This window comes from Staphylococcus sp. HMSC06C11 (assembly GCF_001808345.1).
GTDB lineage: Bacteria > Bacillota > Bacilli > Staphylococcales > Staphylococcaceae > Staphylococcus > Staphylococcus capitis.
The window spans coordinates 207,058-228,456 of record NZ_KV793030.1 but is presented as its reverse complement, the minus strand read 5'-3'; the positions used below and the strand labels follow the sequence as shown (position 1 = coordinate 228,456).

18 protein-coding genes and 2 pseudogenes are annotated in these 21,399 nt (G+C 32.9%); 18 read left to right on the top strand and 2 right to left on the bottom strand.

Annotation, left to right across the window (positions count from 1 at the left end; genetic code table 11):
- Nucleotides 1–67 precede the first annotated feature (67 nt).
- Nucleotides 68–412 carry an ASCH domain-containing protein gene (locus HMPREF3154_RS01190; RefSeq protein WP_023351197.1) on the top strand — a complete coding sequence of 115 codons (345 nt, stop codon included), beginning with the start codon at nt 68–70 and terminating at the stop codon, nt 410–412.
- Nucleotides 413–461: 49 nt separating this feature from the next.
- Here HMPREF3154_RS01190 and HMPREF3154_RS01185 read toward each other — a convergent pair whose 3' ends face one another.
- Nucleotides 462–1,712: an aminoacyltransferase gene (locus tag HMPREF3154_RS01185; RefSeq protein WP_030063338.1), complete on the bottom strand. Its 1,251-nt coding sequence runs from the start codon at nt 1,710–1,712 to the stop codon at nt 462–464.
- A 327-nt stretch (nt 1,713–2,039) separates the two neighbouring features.
- Between HMPREF3154_RS01185 and HMPREF3154_RS01180 the strand changes: the two genes are divergently transcribed.
- The 7 genes and pseudogenes from HMPREF3154_RS01180 (at nt 2,040) to HMPREF3154_RS01155 (ending at nt 6,795) form a co-directional block, all read left to right on the top strand.
- Entirely contained in the window at nt 2,040–2,399 is a 360-nt protein-coding gene (locus HMPREF3154_RS01180; protein WP_002432307.1) for a DUF4467 domain-containing protein, read from the top strand.
- A 28-nt stretch (nt 2,400–2,427) separates the two neighbouring features.
- Entirely contained in the window at nt 2,428–3,018 is a 591-nt protein-coding gene (locus HMPREF3154_RS01175; protein WP_023351199.1) for a DsbA family protein, read from the top strand.
- Nucleotides 3,019–3,274: 256 nt separating this feature from the next.
- Nucleotides 3,275–4,231 (top strand): annotated as a pseudogene (locus HMPREF3154_RS01170) (metal ABC transporter solute-binding protein, Zn/Mn family); the annotation flags it as partial.
- A 161-nt stretch (nt 4,232–4,392) separates the two neighbouring features.
- Nucleotides 4,393–4,860: an SRPBCC family protein gene (locus tag HMPREF3154_RS01165; protein ID WP_030063342.1), complete on the top strand. Its 468-nt coding sequence runs from the start codon at nt 4,393–4,395 to the stop codon at nt 4,858–4,860.
- An 84-nt stretch (nt 4,861–4,944) separates the two neighbouring features.
- Nucleotides 4,945–5,121, top strand: coding sequence for a hypothetical protein (locus HMPREF3154_RS11480; protein WP_030063344.1), 177 nt, complete (start codon nt 4,945–4,947; stop codon nt 5,119–5,121).
- Nucleotides 5,122–5,266: 145 nt separating this feature from the next.
- Nucleotides 5,267–6,088, top strand: coding sequence for a formate/nitrite transporter family protein (locus HMPREF3154_RS01160; RefSeq protein WP_023351202.1), 822 nt, complete (start codon nt 5,267–5,269; stop codon nt 6,086–6,088).
- Between the two features lie 170 nt (nt 6,089–6,258).
- On the top strand, nt 6,259–6,795 hold the full coding sequence (locus tag HMPREF3154_RS01155; RefSeq protein WP_023351203.1) for a GNAT family N-acetyltransferase: 537 nt from the start codon (nt 6,259–6,261) through the stop codon (nt 6,793–6,795).
- Between the two features lie 113 nt (nt 6,796–6,908).
- On the opposite strand, the gene nikA is transcribed toward HMPREF3154_RS01155, so the two are convergent.
- Entirely contained in the window at nt 6,909–8,384 is a 1,476-nt protein-coding gene (nikA, locus tag HMPREF3154_RS01150) for a nickel ABC transporter substrate-binding protein (protein ID WP_023351204.1), read from the bottom strand.
- 343 nt (nt 8,385–8,727) lie between these two features.
- On the opposite strand from nikA, the gene HMPREF3154_RS01145 reads away from it, so the two are divergent.
- The 10 genes and pseudogenes from HMPREF3154_RS01145 (at nt 8,728) to HMPREF3154_RS01100 (ending at nt 21,393) form a co-directional block, all read left to right on the top strand.
- Nucleotides 8,728–9,447, top strand: a complete 720-nt coding sequence (locus HMPREF3154_RS01145) for a sirohydrochlorin chelatase (RefSeq protein ID WP_049326475.1) — start codon at nt 8,728–8,730, stop codon at nt 9,445–9,447.
- A gap of 96 nt (nt 9,448–9,543) precedes the next feature.
- A complete protein-coding gene (nirB, locus tag HMPREF3154_RS01140; protein ID WP_070474232.1) occupies nt 9,544–11,949 on the top strand; it encodes a nitrite reductase large subunit NirB in 2,406 nt (801 codons plus the stop codon).
- 3 nt (nt 11,950–11,952) lie between these two features.
- Nucleotides 11,953–12,267 carry a nitrite reductase small subunit NirD gene (nirD, locus tag HMPREF3154_RS01135; protein ID WP_023351207.1) on the top strand — a complete coding sequence of 105 codons (315 nt, stop codon included), beginning with the start codon at nt 11,953–11,955 and terminating at the stop codon, nt 12,265–12,267.
- On the top strand, nt 12,258–13,196 hold the full coding sequence (cobA, locus tag HMPREF3154_RS01130; protein WP_037560530.1) for a uroporphyrinogen-III C-methyltransferase: 939 nt from the start codon (nt 12,258–12,260) through the stop codon (nt 13,194–13,196). The genes nirD and cobA overlap by 10 nt, the downstream gene beginning before the upstream one ends.
- Nucleotides 13,197–13,412: 216 nt before the next feature.
- A complete protein-coding gene (locus tag HMPREF3154_RS01125; protein WP_070474230.1) occupies nt 13,413–17,096 on the top strand; it encodes a nitrate reductase subunit alpha in 3,684 nt (1,227 codons plus the stop codon).
- Nucleotides 17,086–18,639 (top strand): nitrate reductase subunit beta, encoded by a 1,554-nt coding sequence (narH, locus tag HMPREF3154_RS01120; protein ID WP_049326477.1) that lies wholly within the window; start codon nt 17,086–17,088, stop codon nt 18,637–18,639. Before HMPREF3154_RS01125 ends, narH begins: the two co-directional genes overlap by 11 nt.
- Nucleotides 18,632–19,207 carry a nitrate reductase molybdenum cofactor assembly chaperone gene (gene narJ, locus HMPREF3154_RS01115; RefSeq protein WP_002453914.1) on the top strand — a complete coding sequence of 192 codons (576 nt, stop codon included), beginning with the start codon at nt 18,632–18,634 and terminating at the stop codon, nt 19,205–19,207. The genes narH and narJ overlap by 8 nt, the downstream gene beginning before the upstream one ends.
- The gene (gene narI, locus HMPREF3154_RS01110) at nt 19,200–19,877 is read left to right on the top strand and encodes a respiratory nitrate reductase subunit gamma (RefSeq protein ID WP_070474228.1); all 678 of its coding nucleotides are present in this window, start codon (nt 19,200–19,202) and stop codon (nt 19,875–19,877) included. Before narJ ends, narI begins: the two co-directional genes overlap by 8 nt.
- Before the next feature lie 19 nt (nt 19,878–19,896).
- Entirely contained in the window at nt 19,897–20,349 is a 453-nt protein-coding gene (nreA, locus tag HMPREF3154_RS01105) for a nitrate respiration regulation accessory nitrate sensor NreA (protein WP_002432590.1), read from the top strand.
- Nucleotides 20,350–20,358: 9 nt separating this feature from the next.
- Nucleotides 20,359–21,393: pseudogene (locus HMPREF3154_RS01100) on the top strand (sensor histidine kinase).
- Nucleotides 21,394–21,399: the final 6 nt, after the last annotated feature.

Here is a 21,399-nt window from a genome sequence, read left to right as displayed (position 1 = left end):
GCATAGCTTTTTTATGTTAAAATAATTATAAATTAATTTTCACAAAGAAGATTTGAGGAGTGAAATAATGGAACACTCGATGAAGTTAAATGTGGAGCCATTCGAAGCCATTCGTAATCATAAGAAAACGGTAGAAATTAGACTGAATGATGAGAAAAGACAAAAAGTTAAAATTGGTGACACGATTGTCTTTACAAATATAGACGACTCGGAGAAAAAAATGAGAGTCAAAGTAACTGAAAAGCGAGTTTTCGATACATTTCAGAAGTTATTTAACTACTATGATAATGCTGAAATAGGTTATGAGACAGACGCGACCTTGGCGCAAAAAGTAGCAAGTATTTATTCCATCTATAACCAAACTGATGAATTAAATTATGGTGTAGTTGCTTTAAAAATAGAGCTTGTATAATATAGAAGGATCACATCTAAAGGGGAGTTTAGATGTGATCCTTTTTAATTTATGATTTGCGATTTTCTAAGGTTTCTTTTAGTTTGTAGAATATAGGTTTTATTGGTTTAACAAAATCACCAATATATTCATAAACGTCAGCATTGAAACCTTCTTTGAATTTTTGTACACCTGCGTCTTCAGCATCTTCACTAAAGTCTCCAGTGATACCATAGAAATTATAACGATTAATATCATGCTCTTTAGCAAATTTAATCATTTCCCACTGTAAACGGTAAGCACCCATATAAGCATTATATTTAGGGTTTGAACCACTAGAGAGATAATATACTTCATGGTCATTATAAATATATAACGCAGCGGCTAGATTAAGTACTTGTCCTTCTTCAGCAATCTTATCTTTAGTTTGATTAATTTTACGTTCATTACTATCATATTGCTGTTTTACTTGCGTGTGTTTAGTTTTATTTTTCTTAGAATTTGGATTTTCTTCTAATGTTTTTTCAACTTCTTTTAGTTGTTTTTCTAAGTTATCATGTTTTTCTTGTAATGTATTTAGGTAGTCTTGTAAGTCTATATAAGCAAGTTTCAGCATTGCATGATCTTCATACGTTTTTTGCATATCTTCGAAGTAAGGTTTTTCACGGAATTTGAAACCATGTTTTTCCTCAGCCATTTGGAACAATTCAAAGAATGTGTCTGTTTCTTCTATAGGAAGTGTTTTAACTTGAACACCCATCTCATAAGTTTTCTTAATATTACGACGTGTTTGGTAATCCATTTCTTTTAATAGTTGATCTTCAGTCTTGTCTTTAAGATCTAATACTGATAGCCAACGAATTTGGCTCATTGTATCATAGCCGACTGTATAACCTTGATGTTTATAACCTAAATCTTCCATTGTTTTGATGAATGGTCGATTGTCGAATGATTCGATAATCTCACCATCAGCGTTTCTCAAGTTTTCTAGTAGGTAAGGATCAACAAGAACGTATAAGCAGTTACGTTTTTTCAAGTAATCTGTAAGAGATTTAAAGAAGAAACGAACTAATGATTGATTATTATAATCCATTACTGGACCTCTATGTGTGTAGAAATATTTAAAGAATTTAAGCGAGCGTGCCTCTGTTAAAAGGCAACCAGCAATGACTTTGTCATCTTCATCTTTAACTCCTACAAGATGAACATCGCCTTTCATTTTATTACGGTTATCAAAATGTATACTTGATTGTGTATAATGTGAAAAATTTTCTGAAGTAAATTGATCGAATTCTTCAGAAGATAAGTTAACAAATTTCATCATTAATCTTCCCCTCTAAATCTATTTAGTTATCTAAATTGTCATGATTTATCTATTTTACCAAACCCAAGTCATCATTACACATAATAACACAAAACATTGCATCATACTTTTGTATGAGATAAATTTACCCCAACTTAAATTTAATTAATAGAAAAATCACAAAAAATAAAAACAACTAGCTTCGTTGTAACACTCATTATGTGATAATATTTATAATGAAAGAATGGAATCTAACATGGGACAATAAATGAAGAATGTATAGATTTTCAAGGTAATTTATTTTTTCTATAGATAAAATAGGTTGAAAAGGTAGGAGTGAGTAGTTTGAAGAAATTAGCAGTTGCTTTATCAGTAGTAGCACTTATATTGGCGGGATGTAGTAGTGGTAAATATACTGATAAAATTGATAAAGCTGTAAAAATGCAAGACAAAAAACAAGAAAAAATAGCTAAGCACGATACAGGAGATGAAGTAAAACACTTTGATAAGAAAGATGCGAATATTTATGTATTTAAAAAAGGGAAATACGTTATTCTTGCATATAAACCATTGAGTGATGATGCTGAAGTGCATTATTACACATATGAGTTTAAAGGCAAAAAAGCGCATTACAAAGAAAACTTTAACTCCAAAGGTTATTATGAAGAACATGAACCTGATTACAAGGAAGAAAACATGAATTAATCGTTGTATAGCTACAAAGGGAGTACTAATGAAAAAATTAATTGGAATTATAGCCATTTTAACCATCATTTTTATATATGGGTGTTCAAAACAACCAAGTTCTATTAAAGCTAAACAAGATGGCAAGCCATTAATAGTTATGTATGGAGATTTTAAATGTCCATATTGTAAAAAAGTAGAAGATAAAGTGATGCCAAAGTTGAGAAATAAATATATTGATAAAAATAAAGTTAAGTTTCAATATGTGAACCTTGCCTTTATAGGAAAGGACTCAATTATTGGTTCAAGAGCACAACAAGCAGTAAATCATTATGCACCAAAGTATTCACTCCAATTTCAAAAGTTAATGTTTGAACATCAAAAAGACGAAGATAAGAAATGGATTACACATACATTAATAGATAAACAAATTGATAAATTAAACATTAGTAATAAAACTAAAGATAAGATTAAAGCAAATTATAAAACTAAAAATTCAACATCATGGAAAGCTGCTGAAAAAGATAAAAAACTAGGTAAGGAACATCATATTAAACAAACTCCTACAGTATTCATTGAAGGTAAAAAAGTTAAAGATCCATATGATTTTAGTAGTTATCAAAAACTTTTAGAAGAGTAATTTTCTTTAATGATGATTAGGGAATAAATAATTTTAAAGAATATAATATGTCAATCTTCTTTGCAAATGTCGACAAGGCTTAAGCTTTTGTCGGCATTTTTTATTTTTAAAAGTTACTTGCAGATGATGCACTACAAAACTACCAATAGTTCTATTTTCCAAATGATTGTGAGAAATATTTTTAAAAGCCCTTGTCAATTAAGAAATAAAAGTATATACTTTTAAATCGTAATAATTACTATTTAGGAGGTTGTTTATGAAAAGACTATTGAGTTTATTAGTCATTCTCCCTTTATTTGCCCTCATTTTAACGGCGTGTGGAAATGATGATAATAAAAAAGAAGATGGTAAGATTACTATCAATACTACAGTTTATCCACTTAAATCTTTTGCAGAACAAATTGGTGGTAAACATGTAAACGTTAAATCAATTTATCCAGCAGGTACTGATTTACATAGCTATGAGCCAACACAAAAGGATATCTTAAATGCGAGTAAGGCAGATTTATTTATCTATACAGGTGATGATTTAGATCCAGTTGCTAAAAAAGTAGCAGGAACAATCAAAGATAAAGATAAGAAATTATCTTTACAAGATAAATTAAGTAAAAGTAGTTTACTTCCTGATCATCACCATCATGGAGAAGAGCATGAGGAACACGAACATCATCATCATCATGGTGAATATGACCCGCACATTTGGCTAGACCCAAAAATGGATCAAACATTCGCTAAAGAAATCAAAGATGCTTTAATTAAGAAAGATCCAAAACATAAGAAAGAATATGAAAAGAATTACAAAAAACTTAACAAAGAACTTGCTAATTTAGATAAAGAAATGAAGAAAGTAACTAAAGACAAGAAAGATAATGTTGTATTTATCTCACATGAGTCAATCGGTTATCTAGCTCATAGATACGGATTTAAGCAAGAAGGTGTTCAAAATATGAATGCAGAGGATCCATCGCAAAAAGAATTAACTCAAATTGTTAAAGAGATAAGAGCTAGTAAAGCGAAATATATTCTTTATGAGGATAATGTAGCAAATAAAGTTACAGATACAATTCGTAAAGAAACAGATGCTAAACCGCTTAAGTTTTACAACATGGAATCTTTAAATAAAGATCAACAAGAAGAAAAAGACTTGTCTTATCAAAAATTAATGAAAGAAAATATTAAAAACTTAGAAAAGTCATTATCAAGTAATGTGAAAGAACAATAATTAATTCTTAACCACCGAAGCATGGTTTTTTGTTACGTTGGTTAAATTGAGAGCCTCCATTCATATGAGTGGGGGCATTTTATTATTTGTTATTTGACGAATTTTGTTACTATATAATCATTAAAATAAAAGATAAAGTGTGAGGGTTCGTTATGCCAATTAAAAAAGAAAAAAATAGAATTATTTTTTCTAGAACATTTCAAGCATCTATTGAAAAAGTATTTGATGCTTATACTAAGAAAGAATTATTTGAACAGTGGTTTCATCCTAAAGGCGCTTCAATAGAGGTTTATCATTTTAACGCTGTTGAGGGTGGAGAGGCGTTTTTCGCGATTCAAGCGCCTAACATGACAAGTTATACTGTTACTGAATATCAAAAAGTAGACAAACCTAATTATATTGAATATCTAGATTACTTTGCTAATTCTAAAGGTGAGAAAGATACTTCAATGCCTGGTATGCAAATTTTCATGAATTTTGAAGAGCAAAATGGCCAAACAACAGTTACCTCAACATCAGTATTTCCAACTCAAGAAGCAGCTCAACAAGCATTAGATATGGGCGTTGAGCAAGGGATGGACTCAACTTTAGATCAATTAGATAAGTTACTTAAATCTTAGTTGTCAAAAATCTGTCAGAGTCAGTCGCTTCTTTTTCAATTATAATTGGTATAGAAATCAATTATTTGTTAAAGAGGTATTATTATGAAAAAAAGATATTTAAAAGTATTGGGATTGTACACATTTACTACAGGCATTTCGTCTATCGTAATTAACTCAAATTGTGTATCTAATAAAATGCTGAGATTTATTTTAAGAACTGCATTGGGTTATGGCATTTTCGCGTATAGTTTACATTTTTTAGCACAACGTAAACATTAACTATAACTAAAGGTGAATAGCTTTATATCGCCCTAGGTACAGGGCGATATTTTTATTAGAAATTTTATTATAGAGATACACAATACATAGATGAATTAATATAATGTATTATAATAAATGTTGAGTTTAATTAAGGAGAGATCGCATGATACATAATAATAAAAATGTTCAGGATACACATGCAACAAAGACAATTGTTCAAAATATTGCCGGTCAAGTACAAATGAAAGAGGTTATGGCTGATAAAACTCCGAGTCGATATGCTTTAAAATCAATGATGGCCGGTTTTTTACTTTCAATTGTTACAGTGTTTATGTTAGCAATCAAAACCCAATTTGCTTCAACACATATTGACGGCTTAATCAATTTGATGGGTGCAATTTCATTTAGTTTAGGGCTAGTGCTTGTTGTATTAACTCATTCTGAATTACTTACAAGTAATTTCATGTATTTAACCGTCGGCTGGTATTATAAAGTTATAAGTATGAAGAAAGTGACGTGGATATTCATCTTTTGTTTTATAGGAAATATTGTTGGTGGATTTATACTATTCTTCTTACTTAAATTTTCTCATGTAATGACACCAGAGATGACCAATAGTTTAACGACACTGGTACATAAGAAAACAGTTGAATCTACATGGTTGAGTATATTAATTAAAGGTATATTTTGTAATTTCTTTATCAATATTGGCATCTTCATTTCTCTACAATTTAAAGAGGGCTTAGCAAAAGCGTTTTTCATCGCTTGTGGTGTAATTGTCTTTGTATTTATGGGTTATGAACACGTAGTATTTAACGCAGGTCTTTATGCAGGAATGATATTCTTTAATATCGAGGCATTGTCTTGGTTAGACGTGTTAAAGAATATTGTTTTTGCATTTATTGGTAACTATATCGGTGGCGGTATATGTGTTGGTTTAGTTTACGCGTATCTTAATGGGAAACGTGATAGTTTAACTGAATAATTGGTTAAGCAGGTTCATATAGATGGATCTGCTTATTTTTTTAAAAGATGGTTAAAATTGAAAACAACTTTAAATATAGTTTGAGCTTCTTAAGCTTAATCAATGGACGTTCGTTTGATTAAAAGTTAGCCTATTATTCAAGTAGAATGTTAGATTTTGGGAGTGAAATTATGTCAGAGACAAATATAAGAATTGCCAACATGGAAGATGCAGAGGAGCTACATCAATTAATGTATGATGCTTTTACACCATTAAGAGAGCTAGGAATTGATTGGCCTTCAGTCAATGCAGATTTAGAAATGGTTAAAAATAATTTAGAAAACAATACGACCTTTGTTATGGTAAAGGGTAATGAAATTATTTCCACAATTACTGTACGTTATCCTTGGGGCAGTGTGAGAAGTATTTCTGGATATCCTTTTATATGGTGGTTTGCGACTAAACCATCTTATGATGGTCAGGGCTATGGTAGTCAATTGCTACGTTATGTTGAAGAGGATTTTTTAAGAGATACATTAAAAGCGGCAGCTGTAACTTTAGGTACCTCTGCAAGACTCCATCCTTGGTTACTTAAAATTTATGAAAAAAGAGGCTATGAAGTATATGCTGAACATGAAAATGATGATGGTGATTTAGGAGTCATAATGCGTAAAATTTTAATCCCTGAACGTTTTGAAGAACAAATATTAGGGCAACCACCATTTTAAGACAACTATGAGTATCATTGTCTAAGTATTAAAAGTCTTTATTAGTAAAATAAAAAACTCCTTATAAAGTAGACATTTCAAAGTGAATACTTTATAGGGAGTTTTTTATATAATTATTCTTTTTTACTTACTTTGTAATCAATAAGGTAAATTGATTCAGGAGTGACATTGAAATTTTTAACTTTACTACTTACGCCATCAATTTGATCATTGTACGTAATATAACTATTTGGAATGTCTCCTTTAGACTTTTCTAAAATTTCATTGGTTACTGATGCACGTTGTTTTTCACCAAAAGAGGTGTTTAATTTTTTAATAAGTTGAGTGACTCCTTTATTATTATAATGTCCTTTATTGAGTGCACCATTAGGCAAATATGCAGTATTGAAGAAATAGCCAGTATCTCCTCGAGGTATAGTTAAATAACTATACATAGACACATCCCAAGCTTTTGGATCTTTTAGGTAACCATCTATATCATCTACATTACGTAACTGAATATCAATATTAGCTTTTTTAGCTTCTGATTGGATCACTTGGCCAATTTTAGGTAATTCTGGACGACCATCGTATGTGACCATGTTAATTTTAAGTGGATGTGACTTACTAAATCCTTCTTGTGCTAATAATTTTTTAGCCTTTTCAATATCTTGGGGTTGAACTTTATCGTTTTCCACATTTTTTAATCGATCATTAAATGGAGTTGAGGCAGGCTTAGCATAATTTTTAGAAATGTTTTTAGCGATTTCTTTACGATTAATAACCATGTCTAATGCTTCTCGAACATTTTTATTAATCTTTTTACTTTGATGATTGTATAACAGTAGATGTGTTCGGAAACCTGACGTACTTTGGATATTAGCTTTCTTAGAATTTTTTACATCACTTATACGATCGATAGGAACATCTGTGGTTAAATCCGATTTACCAGATAATAAGTTATCAACGCGTGTATTACCATCTTCATGATAAGTGACATTTACTTTATTGAGTTTTGGTTTTCCTTGCCAATAATCTTTGAACTTTGTGAGTTCAAGCTTCTGTGCGCGTTTATAGTTATCTATTTGGTATGGACCTGTTCCGACTGGTTTGTCGGTAACTTTACTTTTGGCTTTAGTATCATAAATTGCCGCAAACGGACTAGCTAGTTCTGATTTTAATTCTGGATAAGGTTCTTCTGTAGTAATCGTCACTTTTTGACCTTTAGCAGAAATTGATTTAATAGGTAATGACCCCTTTAATAAATCACTCTTTTTCATTCCCTCTTCTAAACTTGATTTCACAGCATTCCCAGTCACTTTATGACCATTTTGGAATTTAATATTATCTTTTAATGTCAATTCGAGGGTGTTATCAGATTTTTGATGTGTGCTTTTAACTAGTAAAGGTTTAACTGTACCGTCTTTTGACATTTTGAAAAGTGATTCCAAAGCACCTACTTTAACAGGAATATCGGTTTCATAGGGGGCGATTGATTTTGTTTTCAAGGGAATTTCAACATTTAATGTATTTTTATCAGAGTTTGATTTCCCTCCACAACTTGCTAAAATAAAAGATACTAATATGGTAAGGATTAAAATTTTCTTCATGAAACAAGTCCTTTCTTAACATGAACATTGAATTTATTGAAGCAACTTATGTCTAACATTAAAAGTAACATTTATTTAGTATTTATGTTTGAAGTGATTGCGTTATGATGTTAAACCTTATTATTTTTAATTTTAGACATATTTGTTAACTACCAATATATTGATTATATAACTTATAAAGAAAAATTTAAAATTTTCGTCAGATTTAATGACATGATATTTATTATGAGGAATTCCCCTCATGTTTGAGATAAGGGTATTCCCTACTTTTCAAAAATAATGTGAATAAAATCACAATTAATCAAAAAATTATTATACAATGCAGATGAAAGGATTGGTAATAGTGATAGGTAATATCTTAGTGGCACACGGTATGAGGAAAGGTCAACAAAATGAGGCACTAGAGGAGTTTATTACTACACTTTTAAAAGATGAAGATTATCATTATGAGCTTGCATTTTTAGAAAGTGATACACAAAATCTTGAATTGACTATGGAAAAAATGATTAACCAAGGTGTGACACGATTTAGAATTGTACCCTTACTTATATTCAGAGCGATGCACTATATAGGCGACATACCTGAGATTTTAAAAAGCATGAAAGAGAAATATCCTCATATTAATAGTGAAATGAGTGAGCCACTTGGTACGCATCCTTATATGAAGGATTTAGTTGAAAGAAGAATGGCAGATGTAGACTTACCAGCTAATGCGAATGTAGCAACAGTCATCATTGCACATGGTAACGGTAGTGGTCGTTTCACAAAAGCCCATGAAGAATTAAAAGAATTTGTGAAAAGTATTGATTCAAATAAACCAGTATACGCGAGAGCACTATATGGTGTAATGACATTTAAAAATGATTTGGATGAAATATCTAAAAAATACGATGATTTAATCATCGTACCGCTATTTTTATTTGATGGCCGTTTAGTTAATAAAGTTAAGCGTTTAATATCAGAAATGGATATTCATTGTAATCTTCATATTACACCATCTATTAATTTTGACCACATTTTAAAATTAATTATTCGCGCACGTATAGAACAATTAGCTGTATAAATAATCACTAAATACTTAGCTTCCTTAGTTTAGACTCTTTTACCAATCCTTTAGTAATAAATTATAGATTAATTTTTACATTAGAGGAGCATATATATGTCTAAACAAAAATTAGTAATGATTGGTAACGGTATGGCAGGTATACGAACTATAGAAGAACTGATTAGTCGAGATGCGAATCGCTATGATATCACAGTAGTCGGTAAAGAACCTTATCCAAACTATAATCGAATTATGTTATCCAATATTTTACAAAATAAAATGACTGTCGAAGAGACGATTATGAACAGTTATGAATGGTATGAAGAAAATCATATTACACTTATCAATGATGACCCAGTTGAAAAGGTAGATCGACAATCTAAAAAAATTATTACACAAAAAGGTATAGAACTAGAATATGATATTTGTATTTTCGCAACAGGTTCTAAAGCTTTTGTGTTACCCATTGAGGGGTCTAACTTACCGAGTGTTATCGGGTGGAGAACGATACAAGATACAGAACAAATCATCGATATCGCTAGTAAAAAGAAAAAAGCTATTGTCATCGGTGGTGGGCTACTTGGATTAGAGTGCGCACGTGGTTTATTAGACCAAGGTATGGATGTCACAGTACTTCATCTTGCTGAATGGTTAATGGAGATGCAACTGGATAGAAAAGCTGGCGATATGTTGAGGGCGGATCTTGAAAAGCAAGGCATGAAATTTGAATTGCAAGCCAACTCAAAACGCATTATAGGTGATGAGGATGTTGAAGCTGTTGAATTAGCGGACGGACGTGTGATTGAGACAGATTTAGTCGTTATGGCTGTAGGAATTAGACCTTATACAGAGGTGGCTAAAGATGCTGGATTAGATGTTCAAAGAGGTATTGTAGTCAATGATTTTCTACAAACGTCCGATTCAAATATCTATGCAATTGGAGAATGTGCTGAACACAATGGTAAAGTTTATGGTTTAGTTGCACCACTTTATGAACAGGGTAAAGTTCTTGCTGACTATTTAACTGGAAATGAAACAGAGGGTTACAAAGGTTCAACAACTTTCACTTCTTTAAAGGTTTCTGGTTGTGATTTATACAGTGCTGGTCAGATTGTTGAAAATGATGACATACACGGTATCGAGATTTTTAATAGCATTGACAATATTTATAAAAAGGTATATTTAAATCAAGGACAAGTTGTAGGAGCAGTACTTTATGGAGATACAGATGATGGATCTCGATTTTATAATATGATGAAGAAACATGAATCCCTCGAAGATTATACGCTTGTCTCATTATTACACAAAGGTGATGATACAGGTTCAGTTTCAATTGCTGATATGGCAGATGATGAAACAATTTGTGGATGTAATGGTGTCAATAAAGGTACGATAGTGAATGCTATTACTAAAGAAGGTCTTACATCTGTCAATGAAGTAACCCAATCTACTAAAGCAGGTAATTCATGTGGTAAATGTAAAAAACAAATAGGAGAAATACTTCAATATACACTCGGGGATGACTTTGTAGCTGCAAAACCTTCAGGAATATGCAGTTGTACAGAACTTACTAGAGATCAAATTGTGACTCAAATCAGAGCTAAAGGTCTTAAAACATCCAAAGAAGTAAGACATGTGTTGAATTTTAAAGATAAAAATGGATGCCCTAAATGTCGTCCTGCAATTAATTATTATCTAAATATGGTATATCCATTTGAGCATCAAGATGAACAAGACTCTCGATTTGCAAATGAGCGTTATCATGCCAATATACAAAATGATGGTACATTTTCTGTCATACCTCAAATGAGAGGGGGCGTAACAGATCCAGACCAGCTTATTAAACTTGGAGAAGTTGCTAAGAAATACAATGTGCCACTCGTAAAAGTAACAGGATCACAACGTATTGGATTATATGGCTTAAACAAAGAAGAATTACCTAATGTATGGAAGGATTTAGGAATGCGTTCAGCTTCCGCTTATGGTAAAAAAACGCGTTCTGTAAAAAGTTGTGTCGGAAAAGAATTTTGCCGTTTTGGTACACAATACACAACTCGTCTAGGTATTCGTCTCGAAAAAACTTTCGAATATATTGACACACCTCATAAGTTTAAAATGGGCGTCTCCGGTTGTCCTAGAAGTTGTGTAGAATCTGGTGTGAAAGACTTCGGTGTCATCTCAGTTGAAAATGGATACCAAATATATATTGGTGGCAATGGAGGTACTGATGTTACAGTCGGACAATTACTAACAACAGTAGAAACTGAAGATGAAGTCATTCAATTATGCGGTGCTTTAATGCAATATTATAGAGAAACTGGTATTTATGCCGAGAGAACTGCACCGTGGATTCGTCGATTAAGTTTTGAAAATGTGAAAGAAGTTTTATTAGATAAAGAAAGACAAGAAGAATTATTTAATAGAATTATGGAAGTGAAAAAAGCTATAGAAAATGAACCATGGCAAGCCATTGTAGAAAATAAAAATGCACAAAAAATCTTTGAAGTTGAGAAGGTGTAAGAGATGAAAGCAATGGAAAAGGTGAAAGTAACAACATTAGATGCGTTAACACCACTTATAGGTAAAAAAGTCATTGTAGATAATAAAGAAATTGGAATATTTCTTACTGAAAAGGGAGATGTTTACGCTGTAAGTAATATCTGTCCGCATAAAAAAGGCCCATTGTCTGAAGGGACTGTAAGTGGAAATTATGTTTACTGTCCTTTACATGACCAAAAAATAGATTTGTTATCTGGAAAAGTACAAGAGCCAGATTCAGGTTGTGTCCAAACCTATACTGTTGAGGTTATCGATAATGGGGTTTATATATGTCTTTAAAATCAATGGGAAAGGTATATTTAATTGGGGCAGGACCTGGTAACCCTAATTTATTAACTAAAAAAGCAGAACGTATCATTAGAAATGCAGATGTCATTCTCTATGATCGTTTAGTCAATCCTCTTATTCTACAGTATTCAAGTTTTCAAACTGAACTGATTGATGTAGGGAAAAAACCTTACTGCAAACACATTCAACAAGAGGATATTAATCAAAAAATAGTTCAAATGGCTGAAAAATACCAATGTGTTGTACGCTTAAAAGGTGGAGATCCTGCTATATTTGGCAGGGTTACTGAAGAAATTAATACTTTAAAATCATATGGCATTGAACATGAAATTATACCAGGCGTGACATCAGCAAGTGCTGCAGTGGCTTCTCTCAATATAGGATTAACTATGAGAGGAATAGCGCCTAGTGTAACTTTTTCAACTGGACATTTTAAAGAGTCTACTAATAAAGATATTGATATAAGAAATTTAATGAATGGTGGAACTTTGGCCATTTACATGGGAATTAAACGTCTAGGTGCAATCATCGAACAAATTAAAAATTATACTAGTGAAGATTATCCAATAGCTGTCGTTTTTAATGCTACTTGCTATAATCAAAAAGTGATTACCGGGAAGTTAAGTACGATTGAACAACTATTAAGTGAAGATAATTTAGAGGGACAACCGGGAATTTGTATATTAGGTCCATTAGTGAATGAAATAGATAAAATGGTATTGGATAGCACCATGGAAGATATCAATCATATTTTGTACGTGATTAATGGAGATAAAGAAACTGCTATGTTAAAAGCTGAAGCATTGTATGAAGAAGGGAAGAATTGTTTACTCAATTTTGATAATAGTTATCATCATACTCAACAAGTATTATACAAAAATATAATGGACCAACACGATATTAGTTATATTCAAGCATAAATAGAATTAATTTTGATACTCCTCGGAAGCGTGGGGCGACAAATTGGATTCACTCGAATTCAATATTGTCGTCCCTTTTTTTAGGGATTAAAACTATTCAATTAGGTATTTCCCTAATATTAAAACTTTGTGAAAAAATGTACAATCATTGTGAACATGAATACTACGATATAAATGCGAAATGATAAAAGCATTCAAAGTGGAAGGATGTCATTAATGGGAAAATTTGGATTAAATTTCTTTAAGCCTACTGAAAAGTTTAATGGAAATTGGTCAGTTTTAGAGCAAAAGAGTAGAGAATGGGAGAAAATGTATCGTGAAAGATGGAGCCATGATAAGGTAGTTAGAACGACTCACGGCGTCAATTGTACTGGTTCATGCTCGTGGAAAGTATTTGTTAAAAACGGAGTGATTACTTGGGAAAATCAACAAACTGACTACCCAAGTTGCGGACCTGATATGCCGGAATTTGAACCTCGTGGATGTCCAAGAGGCGCTTCATTTTCATGGTATGAGTACAGTCCTCTAAGAGTAAAATATCCATACATTAGAGGGAAATTATTAGATTTATGGACTCAAGCATTAGAGGAAAATAACGGCAATCGAATCGCAGCATGGGCCTCTATAGTAGAAGATGAAAATAAAGCTAAAGCATATAAAGAAGCTCGAGGAAAAGGTGGTCATGTTAGAGCAAACTGGAGAGACGTAACAGATATTATTGCAGCACAAATTTTATATACGATTAAAAAAGATGGTCCTGACCGAATTGCAGGATTCACTCCTATACCTGCAATGTCTATGATTAGTTATGCCTCAGGAGCAAGATTTATTAATCTATTGGGCGGAGAAATGCTTAGCTTCTATGACTGGTACGCTGACTTACCTCCTGCTTCACCTCAAATATGGGGAGAACAAACAGACGTACCTGAATCGAGTGATTGGTATAACGCTGCTTACATTATCATGTGGGGATCCAATGTACCATTAACACGAACACCAGACGCACATTTTATGACTGAAGTAAGATATAAAGGGACTAAAGTCATTTCAGTTGCACCAGATTATGCAGAAAACGTGAAATTTGCTGACAATTGGTTAGCGCCTCATCCAGGTACAGATGCTGCAGTAGCGCAAGCTATGACACACGTTATTTTACAGGAATTTTATGAAAATGAACCTAACGATATGTTTATCAATTATGCGAAGCAATATACTGATATGCCGTTCGTGATTATGTTAGATCAAGATGAAAATGGTTATAAAGCAGGTCGATTTTTACGAGCAAGTGATTTAGGTATTGATAGTGAGAATAGTGAATGGAAGCCAGTTATTTTTGATTGTGAAAGTCAACAATTAGTAGTACCAAATGGAACGATGGGGCAGCGTTGGGAAGAAGGTAAGAAATGGAATTTAAAATTAGAGAATGAAGATGGAACAAAAATTAATCCGGCTTTATCTATGGTTGAAGAAGATTATGAATTACAAACTATCCAGTTCCCATACTTTGATAGTAAGGGTGACGGCGTGTTTAAGAGACCTATTCCATCTCGCAAGATTAGATTGTCTAATGATCAAGAAGTATATATATCAACTGTTTATGACCTTATGGCGAGTCAATATGGTATTCAACGTTTTAACCATGAACTTGAAGCTCAATCCTATGACGACGTTAAATCCAAATATACACCAGCATGGCAAGAATCTATTACTGGTATCAATAGAGGATTAGTCATTCAAGTTGCTAAAGAATTCGCTCAAAATGCAATTGATACAGATGGACGGTCTATGATTATTATGGGCGCAGGCATTAATCACTGGTTTAATTCAGATACGATTTACCGTTCGATTTTAAATTTAGTAATGCTTTGTGGATGTCAAGGAGTCAATGGAGGCGGTTGGGCACATTATGTAGGTCAAGAAAAGTGTCGACCTATTGAAGGATGGAATACTGTTGCCTTTGCTAAGGATTGGCAAGGACCGCCACGTTTACAAAATGGTACAAGTTGGTTCTATTTTGCAACAGATCAATGGAAATATGAGGAATCAAATGTTGATCAATTTAAATCACCATTAGCTGAGAATATTAAACATCAACATCCAGCAGATTACAATGTGACAGCTGCCCGATTAGGTTGGCTACCTTCATATCCTCAATTTAATAAAAATAGTCTGTTGTTCGGAGAAGAAGCCAAAGAGGAAGGGAACGACTCTAATGAGGCTATTCTTAAAAAAGCAATTGACTCAATAAAAAATAAAGAGACTCAATTTGCAATTGAAGATCCAGATTTAAGAAAGAACCATCCTAAAACACTATTTGTTTGGAGATCAAACTTAATATCCAGTTCCGCTAAAGGACAAGAATATTTCATGAAACATTTATTAGGCACACGGTCAGGTTTAATGGCTGAACCTAATGAAGATGATAAACCTTCAGAAATTAAATGGAGAGAAGATACTGTTGGTAAATTAGACTTATTAGTGTCATTAGATTTTAGAATGACTGCGACGCCTTTATATTCCGATATCGTTCTACCAGCTGCAACTTGGTATGAAAAATACGATTTATCTTCAACAGATATGCATCCATTTATACATCCTTTTAATCCTGCGATAGATCCTTTATGGGAATCACGCTCAGATTGGGATATTTATAAAACTTTAAGTAAAGCAATTTCAGAAATGGCAAAGGATTATTTACCAGGAACATTCAAAGATGTTGTAACAACACCTCTAGGTCATGATTCTAAACAAGAATTAGGTTCTGAATTTGGAATTGTTAAAGATTGGTCGAAAGGTGAAATTGAAGGTATTCCAGGAAAAACAATGCCCAACTTTGCCATTGTAGAACGTGATTACACTAAAATTTACGATAAATTTGTCACGCTTGGTCCTTTACTTGAAAAAGCCAAAGTAGGCGCTCATGGAGTAAGTTTCAGTGTAAAAGATGAGTATGAAGAACTGAAAAGCATGCTAGGTACATGGAATGATAATGATAAAAACTCGGTAAGAAATCATCGACCTCGAATTGACACTGCACGTAAAGTCGCAGATGCAATATTAAATATTTCCTCTGCGACTAATGGGAAATTATCACAACTATCTTATGAAGATTTAGAACATCAAACTGGAATGCCATTGAAGGATATCTCTCAAGCTCGTGCTTCAGAGAAGATTTCATTTTTGAATATAACATCACAACCACGAGAAGTAATTCCAACGGCGGTATTTCCAGGTTCAAATAAAAATGGTCGAAGATACTCTCCTTTCACAACTAATATTGAGAGACTCGTACCATTTAGAACATTAACAGGTAGACAAAGCTATTATATCGATCATGAAATATTTCAACAGTTTGGAGAAAGCTTACCCGTTTATAAACCAACATTACCACCAATGGTATTTGGAACACGAGATAAGAAGGTTAAAGGTGGGCAAGATGCTTTAGTACTTAGATATTTAACCCCACATGGTAAATGGAATATTCATTCAACTTATCAGGACAATGAACGTATGCTAACGCTATTTAGAGGTGGGCCTGTAGTATGGCTATCAAACGAAGATGCAGAAGAACATGACATTAAAGACAATGATTGGTTAGAAGTGTACAACCGAAATGGTGTTGTAACTGCGAGAGCTGTAACATCACATCGTATGCCTAAAGGAACAATGTTTATGTATCATGCACAAGATAAACATATTGAAACACCTGGATCAGAAATTACAGATACTCGTGGAGGCTCTCATAATGCACCTACTAGAATCCACCTAAAGCCTACACAATTAGTTGGAGGTTACGCTCAAATTAGTTATCACTTTAATTATTATGGTCCGATTGGAAACCAAAGAGATGTATATGTTGCGGTAAGAAAAATGAAAGAGGTGAATTGGCTTGAAGATTAAAGCGCAGATAGCAATGGTACTGAACTTAGACAAATGTATTGGATGTCATACATGTAGTGTGACATGCAAAAACACTTGGACTAACAGACCTGGTGCAGAATATATGTGGTTTAATAATGTGGAAACGAAGCCAGGTGTTGGCTATCCTAAGCGTTGGGAGGATCAAAGCCATTATAAAGGTGGTTGGGTGTTAAATAAGAAAGGTCAACTTGAATTAAAATCTGGAAATAGATGGTCAAAAATTGCTTTAGGTAAAATCTTTTACAATCCAGATATGCCTCTGATTAAAGATTATTATGAGCCTTGGACATATAATTACGAGCATTTAACTACTGCTAAGGAGGGGAAACATTCTCCTGTTGCTAAGGCACACTCTCTCATTTCAGGTGACAAGCTTGACTTAGAGTGGGGGCCTAACTGGGAAGATGATTTAGCCGGTGGACACGTTACAGGCCCTAAAGACCCTAACATTCAACAAATTGAAGAAGATATCAAATTCCAATTTGATGAAACATTTATGATGTATTTACCACGTTTGTGTGAACATTGTCTTAATCCAAGTTGTGTTGCTTCTTGTCCCTCAGGCGCAATGTATAAAAGAGATGAAGATGGGATTGTATTAGTTGACCAGGACGCTTGTCGAGGTTGGCGTTATTGTATGACAGGTTGTCCTTATAAAAAAGTATATTTTAATTGGAAAACGAATAAAGCAGAAAAATGTACGTTTTGTTTCCCTAGAATCGAAGCGGGCATGCCAACAGTGTGTTCTGAAACATGTACAGGTAGAATGAGATACCTAGGTGTGATGTTATATGATGCAGATCGAGTGCAAGAAGCGGCTTCTGCAACTAATGAAGAGGATTTATATGAAAAACAACTAGACTTATTTTTAGACCCATTTGATGAAGAGGTGATTGCCGAAGCCGAAAAAGAAGGTATCAGTCATGAATGGATTACTGCAGCTCAAAATTCTCCAGTGTATAAATTAGCAGTGGAATATAAGATGGCTTTTCCATTACATCCAGAATTTAGAACGATGCCGATGGTATGGTACTGTCCACCGTTAAGTCCAATTATGAGCTATTTTGAAGGGCAAAATGCTGGAAATAACTCAGATATGATATTCCCAGCAATAGAAGAGATGCGATTACCTATTGAATATTTAGCTAATTTATTAACTGCTGGTGATGTAGCACCAATAAAATTAGGGTTACAAAAAATGGCGATGATGCGAAGCTATATGAGAGCGAAAGTGACTCAACAACCATTCGATGTGTCTAAGCTTGAACGATTGAATTTAACAGAAAGTCAATTAAATGACATGTATCGTTTATTAGGAATTGCCAAATATGAAGATCGTTTTGTTGTTCCAACTTCGCACAAAGAAACATATTTAGATACCTATAGAGCACAAGGTAGTCAAGGTTATGGTGGAGAATACTTTGGTGCAAATTGTGAAGGTTGTGGTGTAGCAGTTGGCTCAGGTAAATCAGGACAAGAGATATACAATGATAACTTCTATGGAGGGATTTTCCGTGATTAATCTTCAGAAATTAGCTCAATATCAAGAAAGTTTAGGTTACTTGGGCCAACAAATTAACTTTCCAGAAAAGTTAACCTTTCACCCTAATGTGTTTCAAGAAACAATTGAAGCATCTCACCCAGCATATGAAGATTTATGTGCATTTAGAGAAATTATAATGAATTATTCTTTGTCCGAAATTAAAGCAATTTATACAGATACATTTGATTTCAGTAAAAACTATCCTCTTTACATGACATATAATCGATTTGATACTCAAAAAGAACGTGGGCAAATGTTAGCTAAACTTAAAGTGTTATATGAAATGTTTGGTCTTAAAATGATAGACAATGAATTATCGGATTACTTACCACTAATGCTTCAATTTTTGCAAGTAGCTCGCTGGGAAAATGATGTTCGTGCAGAAGACAATTTAAAATTAATCATCATGATTATTGAGGATGGAACTTATGAGATGGCTAATCATCTTGCTAAAAATAACAATCCTTATGCGTATGTCATCAAAGCGTTAAGACAAACTTTAAAAGCATGTATTGTTTCTAATAAAGAGGTGGGAAATCATGCTTAATCAATTTACATGGGTCATTTATCCTTATTTATGTTTAAGTATTTTTGTTATTGGACATATTGCTCGTTATAAATATGATCAATTTTCTTGGACGGCTAAATCAAGTGAATTAATTGAAAAGAAACAGTTAAAATGGGGAAGTTTGATGTTTCATCTTGGCGTGATTCCAGTATTCTTTGGTCATGTTGTAGGTTTGTTGATTCCAGCAAATTGGCTTGAATCTATAGGTGTCAATGATCACATCTATCACATAGGAGCAGTATATATTGGTAGTATTTTTGGTATAATGACATTGTTAGGAATGATACTTCTTACTTCAAGAAGATTAACTATTAAAAATGTTAGGAAACTTAGTTCAACTTCTGATATTTTCGTTAATATTTTATTAGTGATTATATTAATTATGGGTTGTTATTCAACAATTTTTACCAACGCGGTTCAACCTGATTTTGATTATCGTCAAACTATAGCGATATGGTTTAGACATCTGTTTAAGTTTACACCTAATGCTGATTTTATGATTCACGTCCCTTGGTCTTTTAAATTGCACATTTTACTAGGATTTACAATATTTGCTTGTTGGCCATTTACAAGATTAGTCCACGTATGGAGTGTACCGATTTCATATATGAACAGAAGATATATTATTTACCGCAAGAATAAAGTTTGATGACGAGAGGATGGGAAAATTGAGACCAGAATCCTTATTAAACAATCAAAGTTTACAGAATAATTTAGACCGATTGAGAATAGATGGTGGTTATGATTTTGGGGGGATTGCGATGTATGAACGATCGCTTAGATCATCGCCAATCAAATGGAAATATGTTTCAGGTAATACGAATGAACGATATAAATTAATTATATTAAGAAAAGGAAGAGGTTTAGCTGGGACTGTAATGAAAACTGGAAAACGCATGGTAATTGCTGATGTAGATACAGCACTAACTCAAGCAGAGAAAATTGCCTTTCCAATTATTTTGAATGAATCGTTAACAGCTGTTGTAGCAGTTCCACTATGGCTTGAACATCAAATGTATGGAGTATTATTGTTAGGTCAAAGAAATCATCATCCTCTGCCACAGTCTTTAGAACAACTTGATATTCAAAGTCAAATAGGGTTTTTTACAGAAACGAATTAGGTGAATATGATGCTAAATAAATTTGAATTAAATGTAGAAGACTTGTTGCATAAATATTATGATACTACGACTGAAAAGATTGTCTTTGTCGATCGTCTTGGCAAAATTATTGCAATGAACGGAGCTGCTAGAGATATATTATCTGAAGAAGATAATTATAAAGCAATGACGCATGCCATTTGCAATCGCTGTGAAGGATATTCCAATGAATATGATTTACAGTCATGTGAAGAATGCTTTTTAGAAGCGAATCATTTGCAGAAATCAAACTTCCAAGTATTTATGAAGACAAAGGACAATAAAATAGAACCTTATACAGCTACTTATCAAACTATTGATGATGAAAGAGGAATTAGTGCTTTTACTTTGCAAAATGTTTCTCCACAAATTGAAAGACAGGAGAAAATGTATCAACAGAAAATGCTTCACAAATCTATACAAGCCCAAGAGAATGAAAGAAAGCGCATTTCTCGTGAGTTACATGATAGCGTGATTCAAGAAATGTTAAATATTGATGTTGAACTACGACTATTAAAATACAAGTTTCAAGATGAAACAGTTGTTGAAAGTACGCAACAAATAGAAGGTTTAGTGTCGCAACTCATTGATGACATTCGTAATCTATCAGTGGAACTACGTCCTTCGTCATTAGATGATTTAGGCATAGAAGCCGCTTTTAATTCCTACTTTAAGCAATTTGAAGAAAATTATGGTATTCAAATTAATTACCATTCCAATATTAAAGGATTACGGTTTGATAATGAAGTTGAAACTGTTGTCTATCGTGTGATTCAATAAGCGGTTCTAAATGCGTTAAAGTACGCAGAAGTAAATGAAATAGAGGTTCATATTAGTAAAAGTGAACATCGCTTGTTAGCGGAAGTAGTAGATAGAGGTAAAGGTTTTAATTTGGATGACAAGCCCAGAGGATCAGGACTAGGCTTTTACGGTATGAGAGAGCGTGCGGAATTAGTAAATGGAAATATTAATATTGAATCACACCTCAATAAAGGAACCATAGTCACACTAGACATACCTATTTAAAATAGT

Coding starts and splice junctions, on each gene's coding strand:
- HMPREF3154_RS01190 (WP_023351197.1), top strand. CDS start 68: ATGGAACACTCGATGAAGTTAAATGTGGAGCCATTCGAAGCCATTCGT.
- HMPREF3154_RS01185 (WP_030063338.1), bottom strand. CDS start 1,712: ATGAAATTTGTTAACTTATCTTCTGAAGAATTCGATCAATTTACTTCA.
- HMPREF3154_RS01175 (WP_023351199.1), top strand. CDS start 2,428: ATGAAAAAATTAATTGGAATTATAGCCATTTTAACCATCATTTTTATA.
- HMPREF3154_RS01165 (WP_030063342.1), top strand. CDS start 4,393: ATGCCAATTAAAAAAGAAAAAAATAGAATTATTTTTTCTAGAACATTT.
- HMPREF3154_RS11480 (WP_030063344.1), top strand. CDS start 4,945: ATGAAAAAAAGATATTTAAAAGTATTGGGATTGTACACATTTACTACA.
- HMPREF3154_RS01160 (WP_023351202.1), top strand. CDS start 5,267: ATGATACATAATAATAAAAATGTTCAGGATACACATGCAACAAAGACA.
- HMPREF3154_RS01155 (WP_023351203.1), top strand. CDS start 6,259: ATGTCAGAGACAAATATAAGAATTGCCAACATGGAAGATGCAGAGGAG.
- nikA (WP_023351204.1), bottom strand. CDS start 8,384: ATGAAGAAAATTTTAATCCTTACCATATTAGTATCTTTTATTTTAGCA.
- nirB (WP_070474232.1), top strand. CDS start 9,544: ATGTCTAAACAAAAATTAGTAATGATTGGTAACGGTATGGCAGGTATA.
- nirD (WP_023351207.1), top strand. CDS start 11,953: ATGAAAGCAATGGAAAAGGTGAAAGTAACAACATTAGATGCGTTAACA.
- cobA (WP_037560530.1), top strand. CDS start 12,258: ATGTCTTTAAAATCAATGGGAAAGGTATATTTAATTGGGGCAGGACCT.
- HMPREF3154_RS01125 (WP_070474230.1), top strand. CDS start 13,413: ATGGGAAAATTTGGATTAAATTTCTTTAAGCCTACTGAAAAGTTTAAT.
- narI (WP_070474228.1), top strand. CDS start 19,200: ATGCTTAATCAATTTACATGGGTCATTTATCCTTATTTATGTTTAAGT.